Raw genomic sequence first — 15,347 nt, forward strand, 5'->3', positions numbered from 1 at the left:
TTCCCTAACGGGAGAAGCAGAAAGTCACTTGCGTTTGAGGCCACAAGCGTGAGGCGCAACTGCGCCCAAAAGGCTGAAGCGCTTTGAGTTTTTCAAAGCGTAATTGAGGAGCGGTCCAACTCCGTTGATACTACGCTGGCATCGCCACCTTATCGAGCCAATGCAGATAGACCTGTTCTATCCCGCTTCGCAATTCCGTCCTGGCTGTCCAGCCCAGGGCCCGCAGGCGGTCGCTGTTTACAAGCTTTCTCGGAGTTCCGTCGGGCTTCGTAACGTCGAAAACGATCCTTCCCCTGAAGCCGACGATATCGGCAATCAGGTAGGCGAGATCGCGAATGGATATCTCCCGTCCGGAACCGACATTGATCAGATGGCTGTCGGAATAATTCTTCATCAGATAGACGCAGGCATCGGCGAGATCGTCCGCGTGCAGGAACTCGCGCAGTCCGTTGCCCGTGCCCCATACGACCGCGTCAGTGCCAGCAATCTTTGCCTCGTGGATCTTCCTGATCAAAGCCGGGAGGACATGCGATGTCTCGAGATCGAAATTGTCATTCGGGCCGTAGAGATTGGTCGGCATCGCCGAGATCGACCTTACGCCATATTGCTTCGAATAGGCCTGAGCGAGCTTGATTCCCGCAATCTTCGCAATCGCATAGGCTTCGTTTGTCGGCTCAAGCGGCCCGGTTAGCAACGAATGCTCGTCGATTGGCTGCGAGGCAAATTTCGGATAGACGCAACTGGAGCCGAGCCAGAGCAGCTTCTCTGTTCCGAGATCGGCAGCCGCCTTCATGATGTTCATTGCGATCATGGTGTTGACGTAGAGAAAATCCACCGGATAGGTCGCGTTCGCAACGATACCGCCGACCCGCGCCGCCGCAACGAAGATGACTTGCGGACGCATCTGCCGCAGCCACTCTTCCGTATCGGCCTGACGCGTCAGATCGAGCTCACGATGGGAAACGGTGACGATTTCGCAATCTTCACTTTGAAGGCGCCGAACGATCGCCGAACCGACCAAACCATTGTGACCCGCGACCCAGACACGCTTTCCGGTCAAATCGAACTTCTCGTTGATCTTAGCCATAAAAGTCATTTCTGCCCTCTTCGCGCATGATCGTGCGTAGATCGCTTTCGACCATTTCCGAGACGAGAGCCCCGAATGAGGTCGAATGCTGCCAGTTGAGCTTCCGTCTGGCTTTGCTCGGATCGCCGAGGAGAGTGTCGACCTCCGCCGGCCGAAAATATCGCGGATCGATCTCGATGATCCGATTGCCGGTCTTCCTATCGAAGCCGACTTCGTCCACACCGTCGCCTTCCCATTCGATGGCCTTGTCGACCACGCGGAATGCCCGCTCCACGAATTCGCGCACGGTGTGCGTCTCGCCTGTGGCGAGAACGTAATCGTCCGGTTCGTCCTGTTGCAGGATCCGCCACATGCCCTCGACATAATCGCGAGCGTGGCCCCAATCCCGCTTGGCGTTCAGATTGCCGAGCCTAAGCTTCTGCGTCAGTCCGCGCTCGATTGCCGCCACGCCACGGCTGATCTTTCGCGTCACGAACGTTTCGCCGCGCAGCGGACTTTCGTGATTGAACAGGATGCCGTTGGATGCATGGAAGCCGTAGGATTCGCGATAGTTCACCGCCATCCAGTAGGCGTAGAGCTTCGCTGCGGCATAGGGGCTTCGGGGATAAAAGGGCGTCTGCTCGTGCTGCGCAATCTCGCTCATGCCGCCGAAGAGTTCGGAAGTGGAGGCCTGGTAGAAGCGGCACTTTTTCTCGAGTTTGAGGATGCGGATCGCCTCGAGCACACGAAGCGTTCCAAGCGCGTCGGTATTCGCGGTATATTCAGGGGTCTCGAAGCTGACTTGCACATGGCTTTGCGCACCGAGATTGTAGATCTCGTCGGGCTGGACGTCCTGAATGACGCGGCAGAGATTGGTGGCATCAGTCAGATCGCCGAAGTGAAGGCGAAAGCGGACCGGCTCATCGTGTGGATCTTGATAGAGATGGTCAATGCGCCCGGTGTTGAAGGAAGACGAGCGTCTTTTCAGGCCGTGAACCACATAGCCTTTCGAAAGCAAAAGCTCGCTGAGGTAGGCGCCATCCTGTCCGGTAACGCCGATAATCAATGCGACTTTGTCGGGCATGCGCCAGCTTCTCCATGTTGTCCACAGGGCCGGCGTCCACTCATGGCTGCCGATGAAGGCAGTATAGGTGCCGGTCGTCCATCGACACCTTGCCAATAGGGAGAATGCGGGCACCCGATACCCGCCAAACCGGTGTGCCGGATTATTCGAATGGGGAAACATCACCTCTTATGAGGTAGGGGGCGCGCCACCCCTTTGGCGGAAATTATCGCCTTTGGTCAGCTTGTGAGCGCGCGACGCGCCACGATGATGGGATTTGAGACCTGGTCAAGCCATCCAGCGCCGGCGATCTCAGGGATCATCGAATGAAAGTCATCTTCGTCAATCGCTACGTCTCCCCCGATCAGTCCGCGACCAGTCGAATGATAACATCGATTGCATCCGCCTTGGCCCAGCGCGGCTATGAAGTCGTCGCGGTGGCAAGTCGCCATCTCCATAACGAGGATCAGACCGTTCTTCCCCCGAACGAAGTCATTTCCGGCATCAAGGTGGTGCGGCTGACGACGTCCCATTTCGGCAGGCTCAAAACGTTCGGGCGCGCGATTGACTATTTCTTCTTCCATCTCTCCGCCTTCACCTGGCTTGTCCGCCATGCATCGCGCGACGATATCGCCGTAGTTTGCACTGATCCGCCCTTTCTGTCGGTGACAACAGCCGTTGCACTGCGCCTTCGTGGAGCGTCCTCGGTGAACTGGGTCATGGATCTGTTCCCGGAAACCGCAATCGAACTGGGCCTGTTCAAGCGCTCGCCAATCGTCGGCAGGCTCGCACGCAGCCTGAGAAACTGGTCGATCGGAACATCGGCAGCGATTGCCTGCCCGACAACAACGATGGCGGATTATCTGCGCGACGAGTTGTCGCCGCGTTGCCCCATCAGCCTGTTGCGCCAATGGTCGGATGGAAAGGAGATCTACCCGATCGCCGCAGCCGACAACGAGCTGCGAACCGAATGGGGCTTGGACGATAAACTGGTTATCGGCTATTCCGGCAATTTCGGACGCGCGCACGAATTCGATACGATTTTGAATGCCGCCGCCCTGCTGAGGGATCAGCCCGACATTCGCTTCCTCATGATCGGCAACGGCCATCAACATGCACGCGTGGTCGACGCCGCGAAAAAACTCGGCCTCGACAACATGATCTTCAAACCCCTTCAACCGGCTGAAAATCTGGCAAAGAGTCTCTGCGCGGCAGACGTCCATCTGGTGTCCCTGCTACCGCAGCTCGAGCACTGCATCATTCCGAGCAAGTTCTATGGAATTCTTGCGGCCGGCCGGCCGACAATCTTCATCGGCGACCTCAACGGCGAAGTCGCCCGAGTCATCGATGCCTATGGCTGCGGCAAAAACATCGCGATTGGCGAAGGACAAAGGCTTGCCGCTGCCATTCGCGAATTACGAGACGACACCGCGCGACGCCTGGAGATGGGTCAGATCGCCCGCCGTGTCCTGACAAACGACTATTCCTACGATCAGGCCATCGACAAATGGTGCGCCCTTCTCGACCGACTAGACCGCTCCGGTGACCGGGTGCCTCATATCGAACAACGGGTATCTCCATGAATGGAAAAGTTGTTGTCAGCCAGCTGGGGGCACGCATGCACTACGCTGTTCCCCGGATTTTCGTGAACCATGGGCAGCTTGCGCATTTCTATACGGACATTACGGCAACCAAGGGCTGGCCGGGCATCGTAAAAGTCCTTCCGACAAAAATTCTGCCTTCGGCCATCAGGCGGCTCGCCGGCCGGGCGCCGAAGGGTGTCCCCAACGCATTGACGACCACCTTTGCAAGCTTTGGCGCACTTTCGGCTATCCGACGTTCGCGTATCGGTAATATCGCCGATGAAACCTCTCATGCCGTGTGGGCCGGCTCCCGCTTTTCGACCTTGGTGGCCAAAAGCGGCTTTCATGGCGCGTCAGGGCTCTACGCTTTCAGCGGCGATGCTCTGGAACAGATGGAGGCTGCCAAGCAGCAAGGAATGTGGACGGTCGTCGAACAGATGGTCGCCCCAAGAGATGTCCTGGAAGAACTCGTCTCTCGAGAAATGACGCGGTTTCCGGAATGGATGGGGCTGCCGAAGCAGAACCCTTTCGCCAGGTCCTTCGCGGACCGCGAACGGGCGGAGTGGTCGCTTGCCGATCTCATCCTATGTCCATCCGAATTCGTCCGCCGGCATGTCATCGCCTGCGGCGGCCCGGCGGAACGTTGCGTTCTCCTTCCCTATGGTGTCGATCCGAAATTCTCGCCGGAGCGAAAAGCAAGGCGCCCTGGCCCTCTGCGCGTGCTGACCGCTGGTGAGGTCGGGCTGCGGAAGGGATCACCTTACGTCGCCGCTGCGGCAGAGATTCTCGGCGGCGCTACAAACTTCCGTATGGTCGGGCGGCTCAATCTGGCAGACGGGCCTCGACAGGAACTTTCCACGAAGGTCGAACTCAAGGGCGTTGTGCCACGCGCCGAAATGGCGGCCGAATTTCGCTGGGCGGATATCTTTCTACTGCCGTCGGTCTGCGAGGGTTCCGCAACCGTTGTCTATGAGGCACTTGCTTCAGGCTTGCCGGTCGTGACGACGGAAAATACCGGTACCGTGGTTCGTGACGGCATCGAGGGATTCATCGTGCCCGTCGGCGATCCCGAGGCGATCGCCTCGGCCATCGATCGTTTTGTTGCCGATGACGAACTCAGAGCGGCAATGTCACTCAATGCGACACGAAGGGCGTCCGAGTTCACGGTGAACGAATATGGCAAGCGACTTGTCGCAGCATTATCGGTCCTGCCGGCAGAACGGCATAATGCTGGGGTGAGGACGATAGCGTGCACCGGCAGCTGATCGCAGGTCAGCGCGGAGGCTACCATGGCAGCAGTTTGTCCTTTGCGATCATCGCATTCTGATGAGACTGAGGTAGCTAGAGCAGACGGTCGAGGAGTTGCTCGGTCTCCCACATCTTAAGAAAGTTGGTCTCCCTCGCAATCCAACCGACGGTGTTGCTTCCCCACTCGTTGGCGCGCGCTGCGTACTCTCCCATAAGCCAAAAATGGCGGACAATTACGAAGTGCAGAGCGGCTTCGAAATCGGCCGGAGTTATGGGTCGGACGGCTCGATATCCTTCGATGAACGCACCCCATCTGCGTGTCGAGTTCCTGCCAAAAGATACATTCGCCCATAGAAAAACCGACAAGTCATAAGCAAGGTAACCTGGGCCGCTGTCGTCAAAGTCGAAGAATACTGCTTCACCAACCTCGTTGATGCGCGAATTGAAACCATGGCAGTCCCCGTGACAGTAGGTCCATGTCAGATTGCCGAAAGCTTCAATCGCTTTCCCCGTATCTCCAGCTATACGCTCGAGATCGGCATACACCTCCGCGTCCTCAACAATGCCACTCTCTCGTATTCGTGCGAGGGGTCGCCACAGCAGGTACTCAAGATCAAGTCGATAAAGCGCTCCATCGTGAGGGAATACCTCCGCTGCATTGTGCAGCATTGCGAGGGTTTTCCCATTGGCTCTGGCATCGCCAAGGTCGCTCGCGTGAGGTTCGCGACCGTCGAGTGCCTTAAAGAGCACTCCGGAGCGCAAACCTTCCGGTGCCTGCGCCTGTAGGGAGAACGCACGATCCAGCGTTGGAATGGGAGCAGCGACCGGGACGCGTGATTGGGAAAGGTGTGTCAGGAATGCCGTCTCGCTTTTCACATCAGCTGGACCGCGTGCCCTGTGTTGAGAAAGTCGAAATACGTAGCGCTCCGTATTTTTCCCAACGACGAGATAAACGTCATTCAGGCCACGCTGGAGCATTCGGCAGGAGATCGGCCCTTCGATCGCGTAGTTTTTCTCGATAAACTCCGCGACCGCGTCAGGCTGCGGTGTTGAATATAGTGGACGGAAGTCGAGCATGATCGATGCCTCTGGCTGCGTCATAAGTATTCGAGCCGGAGGATTGCCAGGGCTGTACGAAAGTCAAGCGTCGATCCGTTGACGACCGCAATTGGCGCATGGTTGCCGCTGCGGACATCACAACAGTGGTGGCCCTTGCCGCGGAATTCCGAATTAGCCGGCCGCCTCTAAAGAAACGCGTTCTAACCACTCAAGACACAAGCGCATAGCCGGCGGCGGCGGACTGGTTGCGTTTGCCGACTGCCTTGGCGGGATTGCCGACATAGATGGTCCAGGGCTGTAGCGACTTTGCGGCAACGCCTCGGGCGCCAAGCACAGCCCCCTCCCCGACAACCACGCCCGGCCCGACGAAGGCCTCTGCGGCGATCCAGACATTCGGCTCAAGCACGATCGGCCGGGAGATCAATGGAAACTGACTGTCCTGGATATCGTGGGATCCGGTGCAAAGATGCGCCCGTTGCGAGACGATCGAGAAATCCTTCAGCGTGACGGTCGCGACGTTGTAGCAGATCGCGCCCGGCCCAAGCGATGTGTGCTTGCCCATGACTAGGTGTCCCGGCCACCAGATCCTGACGCTTGCGCTGATAATTGCGGTCGGATCCAGCTGTGCCCCAAAGCAGCAGAGCAGAAAATTCCGCCATCTCCGGAAGGGTGGCGGCGTCCAGGAGGCAAGCAGCGTCCATGAGATCCGCCAGATAAGCTGCATTATCCTGAAACGCACGGCAAACGTTGCTCCTCCGAAGCGCGGGAGAGGAGTCGACCGCTGGTCGAATGTCGGGTCTTCATAACGCGACTGCATGGCGGGTTCCCTTGGCTCGGCGGAAGCAGCTGTCTCCAAATCTTTCATGCCCTGTCGCCGCAAGCAGCCGGAACGCTATGGCGGTCAACGCGAATACGACGGACCGATCAATGGAACACCCGCAACTTCAAATCTTGAGATTTGTCTTGCCGGACATGCCCGTTGCAGCGACCCCGACCGAACGACGGCTCTTTGCCAGCGCAATTCGCAGTTTGGCGATCGAGCCGCTGGCGGCCATAACGAAGAGCGTATGAATCCCGACCGGGATCAGCAGGCCGGCCGCCATGACGACCTCAGGCACATCGTTGCGAATTCCGAGATAGCCGATGCCTCCGCAGACAGCCGAAGCCACCAGTATGATGTTGGTGGTCGCCATCGGCATGAAGCCGGCGTCGAGAAGGAGATGATGCAGGTGCCAGCGATCGGCCGACATCGGGCTGCGGCCCGCCAGGACGCGCCGGATCATCAGGCTCAGCGTATCCGTCACCGGAATGATGACGATCCACAGGAGCGCCATGAAAGGAGCCGGAGACTTGTCGGATGCGAGCAGGAGAATGCCATAGGCAATCGTCGCCCCGAGCGCCATGCTGCCGGCGTCACCGAGAAAGATGCTCGCGCGAATTCGCCACGGGCTGCGCATGTTGAAGATCAGGAAACCGCAAAGACCGGTCAGCAGAAGCTCGAACGGCAGTATCAGTTCGCCCATGTCCTTTATTTCGGCGACCAGCATCAGCCAGACCAGCGCGACCACCGCCGCTCCGCCCGCCAGTCCGTCGACGCCATCTATCATGTTCCACGAATTCATGAGGCCGGCGATGAAGCAGAGCCCGACGACGACGATCAGAGCCCCGGCCGAGGCTGCGACACCAGGCGCAAATTCAGCCGAAGAAATCTGCCCGATATTCAATCCTCCGATCAAAATCGCCGCCACGAGAAACTGCATGATGAGGCGCAGCGAGGCCGGCAGCGGGTGACGATCGTCAAGAGTACCGACCGCGACGACGACAAACAGCCCGACCCAGAAATTCAGACCGAATGCGCTCATGTGACCGCTAACGAAGTTTACCAGGGCAAAGGTCGTAAAGATCGCAAGACCACCGCACAATGGAACCGCACCGACATGCTGTTTGCGGGCATCGGGATGATCCACGAGAGCAAGGGCGACGGAAGCTTTGCGCAGGACGACGATAAGGGCAACGCACAATACGAAGATTGAGATATTGCTTATCACGACTTCCATATCAGCCCCCTTGGCCACGCCGAACCACGCCCAAGGCACTTGGACGGTGCACAATGCTTTGACGACAGTATAAGAGGGCCTCGGGAGCGGCATATTCGCAAAATCGATCTCCAACCTTCACCTTATTGGTGAGGAGTTAGGTTTAGGCTTAGCTGGCTCATGCTTAAGGTGAAGAGGACCCTCACTTCCGCCGCCGGCGCCGGGACCGAGGCCATGGAGGCGTTTGGCAGGCTAGGAGGCCACGCCTAACTCCATCGGGGAGTAGGAACCGTTTCTCTCCCACCATTGGATCGATAGACACAAGCATCAGTTCCTGTCAGATGATGCACAATGCTCCGATCGCGGATTATTGGTATGTCGAGCATCGGTTCGGGGAGGAACTGACGATTGAAAATTCCAAACCAGGCAGGTGCGTCCCGCCGAATTCGCAATGCGCTATCACTCGATGATTTCGAAACTCTGGCCCGGCGGCATCTGCCGGTCCCGCTCTTTGCCTATATTGTCGGCGGCAGCGAAACCAACCAGTCGTTGACCGACAATCGCAGGGCCTTCGGGGAATACTACTTTCGGCCGCATGTGCTGCGGGACGTCTCTTCCCGGTCATCCAGAAAAAAGATTTTCGACACGGAATACGACGCACCTTTCGGCATCGCTCCGATGGGTATCAGCGCATTGATGGCCTATCGGGGTGATATCGTCCTCGCCGCAGCCGCAACGCAAAGCAACATTCCGATGATCATGAGCGGCTCCTCCCTCATTCGTCTGGAAGAGGTCGCCGAGGTCGCGCCGGGGTCATGGTTCCAGGCATATTTGCCCGGCGAACCGGATCGCATTGACGCGCTTATTGATCGCGTTGCCGCCGCCGGCTTCAAGACATTGGTCCTGACTGTTGATGTGGCCATCCTGCCTAGCCGGGAAAACAATATCCGCGCCGGCTTCTCGACACCGCTTCGGCCGAGCTTGCGGCTGGCATGGCAGGGCATCAGCCATCCCGCCTGGTCGATCGGTACGTTCGGGCGAACGATTATGAGCCACGGCATCCCACATTTCGAAAATTCCTACGCAACCCGCGGCGTGCCGATCATCGCACGCTCCGTCACGCGCGATTTCGGAAAGCGCGATCATCTCAACTGGGAACATCTGAAGCAGATCAGAAGTCGCTGGAAGGGACGGCTCGTGGTCAAAGGCATCATGCGCGAGGACGATGCCGCAGCGGCAGCGCTGGCCGGCGTCGACGGCATTATCGTTTCCAATCACGGAGGGCGTCAGCTGGATGGTACGCTGTCACCTCTGCGCGCCTTGCCGAGGATTGCCGAAGCGGTCGGCGACAGGATGACAGTCATGGTCGACGGTGGCATCCGCCGCGGTACCGACGTTTTGAAGGCACTGGCGCTCGGAGCCGAATTCGTCTTCGTCGGCCGTCCCTTTCTCTATGCCGCGGCGGTCGGCGGCTATGCGGGGGTCGTGAAAGCCGCATCGATACTCGGCGAACAGGTACGCCGCGACATGGCGTTGCTGGGCATCACCGGTTTCGATGAACTGTCGCCGGATTTCCTTGAGCATATCTAGCCGAGCAGGACCGCAGCGGGATGGCCTACAGCCTCTCGCGCATGACGCGTAGCCAGTTCTTCAATGGCCCCGGAATATAGGTCCTCAACCCGGGGCGCAGACCCGGCGGCATGGACCAGCCATTGAGATCGAGAGGCGGCGAAAGATCCAGGCTATCAGCCTTTATCGACCCGATGACCTCATGATAGCGACGCGCCATCTCATCGGATGAAAACCTCTCGGCGACCTTTCGGATCGCTGCTGCTGACATCTGAGCCAACAGGTTACGATCACGCTCAAGGCCGGCAATGAGCCGAACCGCTTGCCCGTAGTTGCCCACGGGGAAAAGCAGGCCGTCCTGACCGTCATCGACGATTGTATCCGTAACCCCGCGAATATTCGATACGACTGGGACGCATCCGGCCGCCATCGCCTCAATCAGGGTCATCCCGAATCCCTCGAAACGCGAGGGCATGATGAGCACGTCATGATGCGCGACCAGTTCCGGAACCTTGTGCGGACTGACGGCTCCCTCGTAGAAAACGCGCGCGTTGTGCGGAGCACTAAACCTTGCCTTCAATCTTGAAAGATCCGGTCCGTCACCGGCTATGGTCAGCATGACGGTGTTCGGCAGGCCCTCGAGAATGGGCGGAAGCCACAGCACCCCCTTGGAAGCGTCTTCGACCCTGCCGAGGAAGAGCAGGCGTAAAGGCGATTGCGGGGACGGCTTGCGCTCAACTTCAGCGAATTTCATCCTGTCGAGCGCGTTCGGAATTGCGAATGTCGAGTCGGGTGAAAAGCCGTGGCGAGCAACGAGGTCGCTGCGGCAGCGCTCTGAAACGCCGACTGTCGCGTGCACATAATCCCGAATGGAAGTGGCAGCCGCATAAGTGCCGGGAGTAATGTTATGCACGATCATGATGCGTAGAATATCCTCGCGCAGATAACGCGCGATATTCATCTGCATGCGATCACCGAGGACGTTGATGAACACGCCGTCATAGCCCCGGCTTTCAATCGCCGCAGCGAGGCATCGAGCGCAGGTCCGCTCATCGAGCGTATCGGGCATGTTGAGAAGCGTTCCGAACGCCATCTCGTCGCGCAAGTCAGGCGTCACAGTCTGGTGCCCAGTGCCCTGCGCCAGCCAACGGACATCGATGCCGAAATCGGCCAACCCATGCCTCAGTTGCTTGAAGACGGAGTATGTGCCGCCGATGTGCGGCAGAGCGAAATATGCAAATCTCACCGCATTCTCTTTCGAAAAATCGCGCATCGTTCATGGCGCAATCGTTAGCGATAACGGGAACAATAGCTGCTTCATCTCTGGGCAATAGATGAATGGTTGGCGGACAGTTGTCGCCCTTCGATGGAAGCCAAATGCGGCTGGCTGCCATTCGGACTAGACAATTATACCAAAGGCTACCTTCCCTCTTTGTCTGTGATGGTCTGCCATGCCGTGTTGAGTGCTGTTGGCTTGGATTTGACGCCTCCCGGGGCAAGATTGATGGCCCATTCTTCCATGAGCCTTCAATGCAGGTTCGCGCTATACTTCACGATCATTTGATTGCCCTATTACTGCCGGGTTATTGACGGGTCCAATTCTGGCGAATGCAGCGACAGGGGAACGGATCGGTATGCGCACCCGCGTTGAATTGGGTGCCATTAAAAGCCCGAAGAGATGCGTTCTACTTAATTTTATAGCCTTGAACGATGAGTTATTCGCGATAATATATCCAATATCGGATCAATACTGATAAGAAATCAGAATTGTTTCACTGATTTATGTCAAAGGGGTTGGCGATGGCTTACCCAAACGATTTAATTCGTTTTAATAATCAGAATAACACCACCGAAAAACAGATTAACTCCAATATCATGTGATGATTTCCGGATTTTCGATCTATTTTCCAACATATCCGGTATCTATATTAAATTTTATATTCAATTTGTCTATAGAATGATGCTATAGGAATACAACCTCACTGTAGGAAACGCCAAAAAGGTCCACAACTGAGGATAAGTGTAGGCATCGCAACGGAAATCCGGAAATGGCTCCCTGACGAAGCCATGCGGCTGTACAGATTACCGACTACGGAACCCGTTATTGCCTGACCGATCGCATCGGCAACTGCGCGTCGGAAGCATGGAAGCGTTTCATCAATCGAGGGCGGCGTGTAGAAAGTATAGGGGATGCCAATGTCTGTCATGGTCAACGGGAACAATACATCGCAGCTACATAAAACTGGCCGGTTTCACGTCGTATCTAACACAATGAAAAAATCGCTGACGGCGGAGACCCATAACGCGAACACACTCGCGATAATCGACGATCGCGCGCTGGACCGGGAATGCCTGGCCCAGAGTCTGATCGCGCACGGGCTCGATTTGGACATAAGGCTCTTTGCCTCGATCAGCGATTGGATCAAATTGCCGGAGCACGACTTCGCCGGCATCTTGATCAACACGGGCCACCGCGAATTCTCCGAAAAAAAGATGGTCGACGAGATCAGGCAACTGGTCGACCAGTTTCCGAATATCCCGGTCGTCATCCTGTCGGAAAATCACGATCTGAGACAGGTGCTTGTGGCGCTGGAAGCCGGTGTCAAAGGCTATATACCATCGGCAATCGGGCTGTCTGTTTGCGTCGAGGCGATCGGGCTCGCTTTGGCGGGAGGGGTTTTTATCTCAGCGGAAAGCCTGACCGATCTGCATAAGCTTGTTGCGAGTGCCGAGCACAAGGAGCGTCAACGCGCCGAACTCTTCACACCTCGCGAAGAGGACGTGATCGACGCACTTAGCCGAGGCAAACCCAACAAGATCATCGCCTACGAGCTCAATCTGCGCGAAAGCACTGTCAAGGTTCATGTCCGTAACATCATGAAAAAGCTGAACGCCAGCAACCGGACCGAGGTCATGTTCAAGCTGGGCGACCTCTTCAACTGATTGCTGATAATGACTGCCTGGATAGCATGGCGGCCGGACGGGCTTGCCCTTCCAATTGTCCACTCCCAGCAAAGGACGAACCGAAGGGTAAAGCTCGGCCTCCATGCAGGGTAATACGATCCGCAATTTTCAAGACCCTTGATTTCGCCTTCTAAGTCTTTCGGCTAGCCCGAGACGCCGAACGGCGGGAATGATCCCTTCCATCGATCTTGCCATACTTGCCTGACGTCAATTGAGCGGACCGAGGGCGCAAGGTGAACGGCTTCATTGAGAATTTTGAGAAATCCGACCAGCTTCGCAAACGCGCCAAGGCGCTTATTCCGGGCGGTGCCCATACCTATGCGAAAGGTGACGATCAATATCCCATCCTTTCCCCCGGTTTTATTGCCAGGGGCAGCGGCTGCCATGTGTGGGATGTCGATGGCAATGAATATATCGAATATGGCATGGGCAATCGCGCCGTCGGGCTCGGGCATGCCTACAAGCCGGTGCTCGACGCAGTAAGGCGCGAACTTGAATTCGGCTGCAATTTCACCCGCCCGTCGAAGATCGAGGCCGAATGCGCGGCCGCCTTTCTTGAAACCATCGCCACCGCCGACATGGTCAAATTTTGCAAGGACGGATCGGACGCCACGTCAGGCGCCATGCGGCTCGCCCGCGCCGTCACCGGCCGTGACCTCATCGCGCGCTGCGAAGACCATCCGTTCTTCTCTACCGACGACTGGTTCATCGGTGCGACCGAGATGAATGCCGGTATTCCGGCTGCCGTTCGCGAACTGACCCTTGGCTTCAAATACAACGATCTCGAAAGCGCACGCAGGCTGTTTCAGGCCCATCCCGGCAAGATCGCCGCCTTCATGCTGGAGCCGACGCGCGGCGAAAATCCGAAAGACAATTTTTTGCAGCGGCTGCAGCAGCTCTGCCACGAAAACGGGGCGCTGCTGATCTTTGACGAAATGATTACCGGCTTTCGGTGGCATGTCGGCGGAGCACAGAAACTCTTTGGCGTCACACCCGACCTGTCCTGTTTCGGCAAGGCACTCGGCAACGGTTTCTCGGTCTCCGCGCTTGCCGGCAAGCGGGAATTCATGGAACAGGGCGGCATCGACCAGGCATTTCTGCCCCGCGTATTTCTCCTGTCGACGACACATGGCGCGGAGACGCATGCGATGGCGGCCTCAATCGCCACGATGCATGTCTATCGAACGGAGCCTGTGATCGAGCACCTGGTGCGGCAGGGCAAAGCGCTCCAGAGCGGCATTGACGGGCTTATTGCTGCGCACGGGCTCCAGGACTTCTTCTCCGTGGTCGGTCATCCCGCCTGCCTCAGCTTCACCACTCGCGACGACGATGGAAAACCGTCGCAGGCATTCCGCACGCTGTTCCTGCAGGAGATTATTCGGCGCGGGATTCTCGCTCCCTCCCTGGTGGTCAGTTACACCCATTCGGACGAAGACATCGCGCGCACGATCGACGCGTTCGATGGCGCCCTTCGCGTCTACAAGCTCGCCCTTGAAAACGGCGTCGGGAAATATCTCGTCGGTCGTCCGTCGCAGGTCGTCTTCCGCCGCTTCAACAATCCGCCGCCGAGTGAGCAGCGACCGATCGCGCGTCTCGCCTGATCGGATCGCAGTGGCCGATGCCGATGAGCACGATAAGTGCCACCAAGACGAAACGCCGATGTGCCGGGCACAGGGCTCAATTCCAGAGAGGCAATGACAATGAAGGTATTGATCACCGGACATCGCGGCTACATCGGATCCGTCATGATTACGATCCTGCGCAAGGTAGGCCACGAGGTTCACGGTTACGATTGCGAGTTATATCATCGTTGCCACTATGCACCCGGCGGCGATCTGCCCACCGTGCCCGGTGTGAAGAAGGATGTGCGGGATATATCGGCGGCGGATCTGAGGGGCTTCGACGCCGTCATCCATCTCGCGGCTCTCTCGAACGACCCGCTGAGCAACCTTAATCCGGAAATCACCTATGAAATCAATCATCGCGGCAGCGTGCGCGTAGCCAAAGCGGCCAAACAGGCAGGGGTGAAGCGCTTTCTCTTCGCCTCATCCTGCAGCAATTACGGTGCGGCAGGAGAAGGCCTCGTCGACGAAACCGCCGAACTCAAACCGGTTTCCGCCTACGGAACATCGAAAGTTTTCGCGGAACGCGATATTGCCCAGCTCGCGGACAACGATTTCTGCCCGACCTATATGCGCCCGGCAACCGCCTATGGCCTCTCGCCGATGCTGCGTTTCGACATCGTACTGAACAATCTGGTTGCGTGGGCCGTAACCGAAGGCCAGATCCTGCTCAAATCCGACGGTACGCCCTGGCGGCCGATCGTTCATATCGAGGATATTTCCAGGGCATTTCTTGCCGCCCTCGAGGCGCCCGTTGCTGCGGTTCACAACCAGGCCTTCAATGTCGGCCAGGCGGCGCACAACTACCAGATCAGGGAGATCGCCGAAATCGTCGCCAAAACCGTACCCGACTGCCATCTGGCATTCGCCGCCGATGCAAGCCCGGATACGCGCTCCTATCGAGTCGATTTCAGCAAGATCGGCCGCCTTCTGCCGGCATTCAAGCCGACCTGGGATGCAGCCGCTGGTGCTGCTCAGCTCTACAATGCCTATACTAGCGCCGGCCTGACGCTCGCCGAGTTTGAAGGCCCCCGCTATCAGCGGATTGCGCAGCTCAAACAACTCCTTGCCAGTCATGAGCTTGACGAAAATCTGCGCTCGTCCGCTCCAGCCGCCGCGGCAGAATAGGCCTGTCGC

12 protein-coding genes are annotated in these 15,347 nt (G+C 57.6%); 6 read left to right on the plus strand and 6 right to left on the minus strand.

The window, feature by feature from the left end; translation table 11 throughout:
- Positions 1-130: 130 nt before the first annotated feature.
- Positions 131-1,096, minus strand: coding sequence for a GDP-L-fucose synthase (locus tag DTW90_RS00560; protein WP_149335994.1), 966 nt, complete (start codon positions 1,094-1,096; stop codon positions 131-133).
- Positions 1,080-2,150 (minus strand): GDP-mannose 4,6-dehydratase, encoded by a 1,071-nt coding sequence (gene gmd / locus DTW90_RS00565; protein ID WP_132524342.1) that lies wholly within the window; start codon positions 2,148-2,150, stop codon positions 1,080-1,082. The genes DTW90_RS00560 and gmd overlap by 17 nt, the downstream gene beginning before the upstream one ends.
- A gap of 305 nt (positions 2,151-2,455) precedes the next feature.
- Between gmd and DTW90_RS00570 the strand changes: the two genes are divergently transcribed.
- Together DTW90_RS00570 and DTW90_RS00575 are read left to right on the plus strand one after the other, a co-directional pair.
- Positions 2,456-3,712, plus strand: a complete 1,257-nt coding sequence (locus DTW90_RS00570; protein ID WP_149335995.1) for a glycosyltransferase family 4 protein — start codon at positions 2,456-2,458, stop codon at positions 3,710-3,712.
- A complete protein-coding gene (locus DTW90_RS00575; protein WP_149335996.1) occupies positions 3,709-4,977 on the plus strand; it encodes a glycosyltransferase family 4 protein in 1,269 nt (422 codons plus the stop codon). The genes DTW90_RS00570 and DTW90_RS00575 overlap by 4 nt, the downstream gene beginning before the upstream one ends.
- Before the next feature lie 76 nt (positions 4,978-5,053).
- On the opposite strand, the gene DTW90_RS00580 is transcribed toward DTW90_RS00575, so the two are convergent.
- The 3 genes from DTW90_RS00580 to DTW90_RS00590 form a co-directional block, all read right to left on the minus strand.
- On the minus strand, positions 5,054-6,037 hold the full coding sequence (locus tag DTW90_RS00580) for a phosphotransferase (protein ID WP_149335997.1): 984 nt from the start codon (positions 6,035-6,037) through the stop codon (positions 5,054-5,056).
- 190 nt (positions 6,038-6,227) lie between these two features.
- Positions 6,228-6,581, minus strand: a complete 354-nt coding sequence (locus DTW90_RS37585; RefSeq protein WP_246664864.1) for a putative colanic acid biosynthesis acetyltransferase — start codon at positions 6,579-6,581, stop codon at positions 6,228-6,230.
- A gap of 382 nt (positions 6,582-6,963) precedes the next feature.
- A complete protein-coding gene (locus DTW90_RS00590) occupies positions 6,964-8,076 on the minus strand; it encodes an MraY family glycosyltransferase (protein WP_165927873.1) in 1,113 nt (370 codons plus the stop codon).
- A gap of 387 nt (positions 8,077-8,463) precedes the next feature.
- Here DTW90_RS00590 and DTW90_RS00595 point away from each other — a divergent pair, with 387 nt between their 5' ends.
- Positions 8,464-9,645 carry an alpha-hydroxy acid oxidase gene (locus DTW90_RS00595; protein WP_149335999.1) on the plus strand — a complete coding sequence of 394 codons (1,182 nt, stop codon included), beginning with the start codon at positions 8,464-8,466 and terminating at the stop codon, positions 9,643-9,645.
- Between the two features lie 25 nt (positions 9,646-9,670).
- Here the strand turns inward: DTW90_RS00595 and DTW90_RS00600 are convergent, their stop codons facing one another.
- A complete protein-coding gene (locus DTW90_RS00600; protein WP_149336000.1) occupies positions 9,671-10,870 on the minus strand; it encodes a glycosyltransferase family 4 protein in 1,200 nt (399 codons plus the stop codon).
- A gap of 1,025 nt (positions 10,871-11,895) precedes the next feature.
- On the opposite strand from DTW90_RS00600, the gene DTW90_RS00605 reads away from it, so the two are divergent.
- From DTW90_RS00605 to DTW90_RS00615, 3 genes are all read left to right on the plus strand, one after another.
- A complete protein-coding gene (locus DTW90_RS00605; protein ID WP_149336001.1) occupies positions 11,896-12,567 on the plus strand; it encodes a response regulator transcription factor in 672 nt (223 codons plus the stop codon).
- 254 nt (positions 12,568-12,821) lie between these two features.
- A complete protein-coding gene (locus DTW90_RS00610; RefSeq protein WP_149336002.1) occupies positions 12,822-14,189 on the plus strand; it encodes a glutamate-1-semialdehyde 2,1-aminomutase in 1,368 nt (455 codons plus the stop codon).
- Between the two features lie 99 nt (positions 14,190-14,288).
- A complete protein-coding gene (locus DTW90_RS00615) occupies positions 14,289-15,338 on the plus strand; it encodes an NAD(P)-dependent oxidoreductase (protein ID WP_149336003.1) in 1,050 nt (349 codons plus the stop codon).
- Positions 15,339-15,347 lie beyond the last annotated feature (9 nt).

The sequence above is a fragment of the Neorhizobium sp. P12A genome (assembly GCF_008365395.1).
Classification (GTDB): domain Bacteria; phylum Pseudomonadota; class Alphaproteobacteria; order Rhizobiales; family Rhizobiaceae; genus Rhizobium.

Bases quoted from the DNA above. Each gene is read 5' to 3' on its own strand.
- DTW90_RS00560 (WP_149335994.1), bottom strand. From the start codon at position 1,096: ATGACTTTTATGGCTAAGATCAACGAGAAGTTCGATTTGACCGGAAAG.
- gmd (WP_132524342.1), bottom strand. From the start codon at position 2,150: ATGCCCGACAAAGTCGCATTGATTATCGGCGTTACCGGACAGGATGGC.
- DTW90_RS00570 (WP_149335995.1), top strand. From the start codon at position 2,456: ATGAAAGTCATCTTCGTCAATCGCTACGTCTCCCCCGATCAGTCCGCG.
- DTW90_RS00575 (WP_149335996.1), top strand. From the start codon at position 3,709: ATGAATGGAAAAGTTGTTGTCAGCCAGCTGGGGGCACGCATGCACTAC.
- DTW90_RS00580 (WP_149335997.1), bottom strand. From the start codon at position 6,037: ATGCTCGACTTCCGTCCACTATATTCAACACCGCAGCCTGACGCGGTC.
- DTW90_RS37585 (WP_246664864.1), bottom strand. From the start codon at position 6,581: ATGGGCAAGCACACATCGCTTGGGCCGGGCGCGATCTGCTACAACGTC.
- DTW90_RS00590 (WP_165927873.1), bottom strand. From the start codon at position 8,076: ATGGAAGTCGTGATAAGCAATATCTCAATCTTCGTATTGTGCGTTGCC.
- DTW90_RS00605 (WP_149336001.1), top strand. From the start codon at position 11,896: ATGAAAAAATCGCTGACGGCGGAGACCCATAACGCGAACACACTCGCG.
- DTW90_RS00615 (WP_149336003.1), top strand. From the start codon at position 14,289: ATGAAGGTATTGATCACCGGACATCGCGGCTACATCGGATCCGTCATG.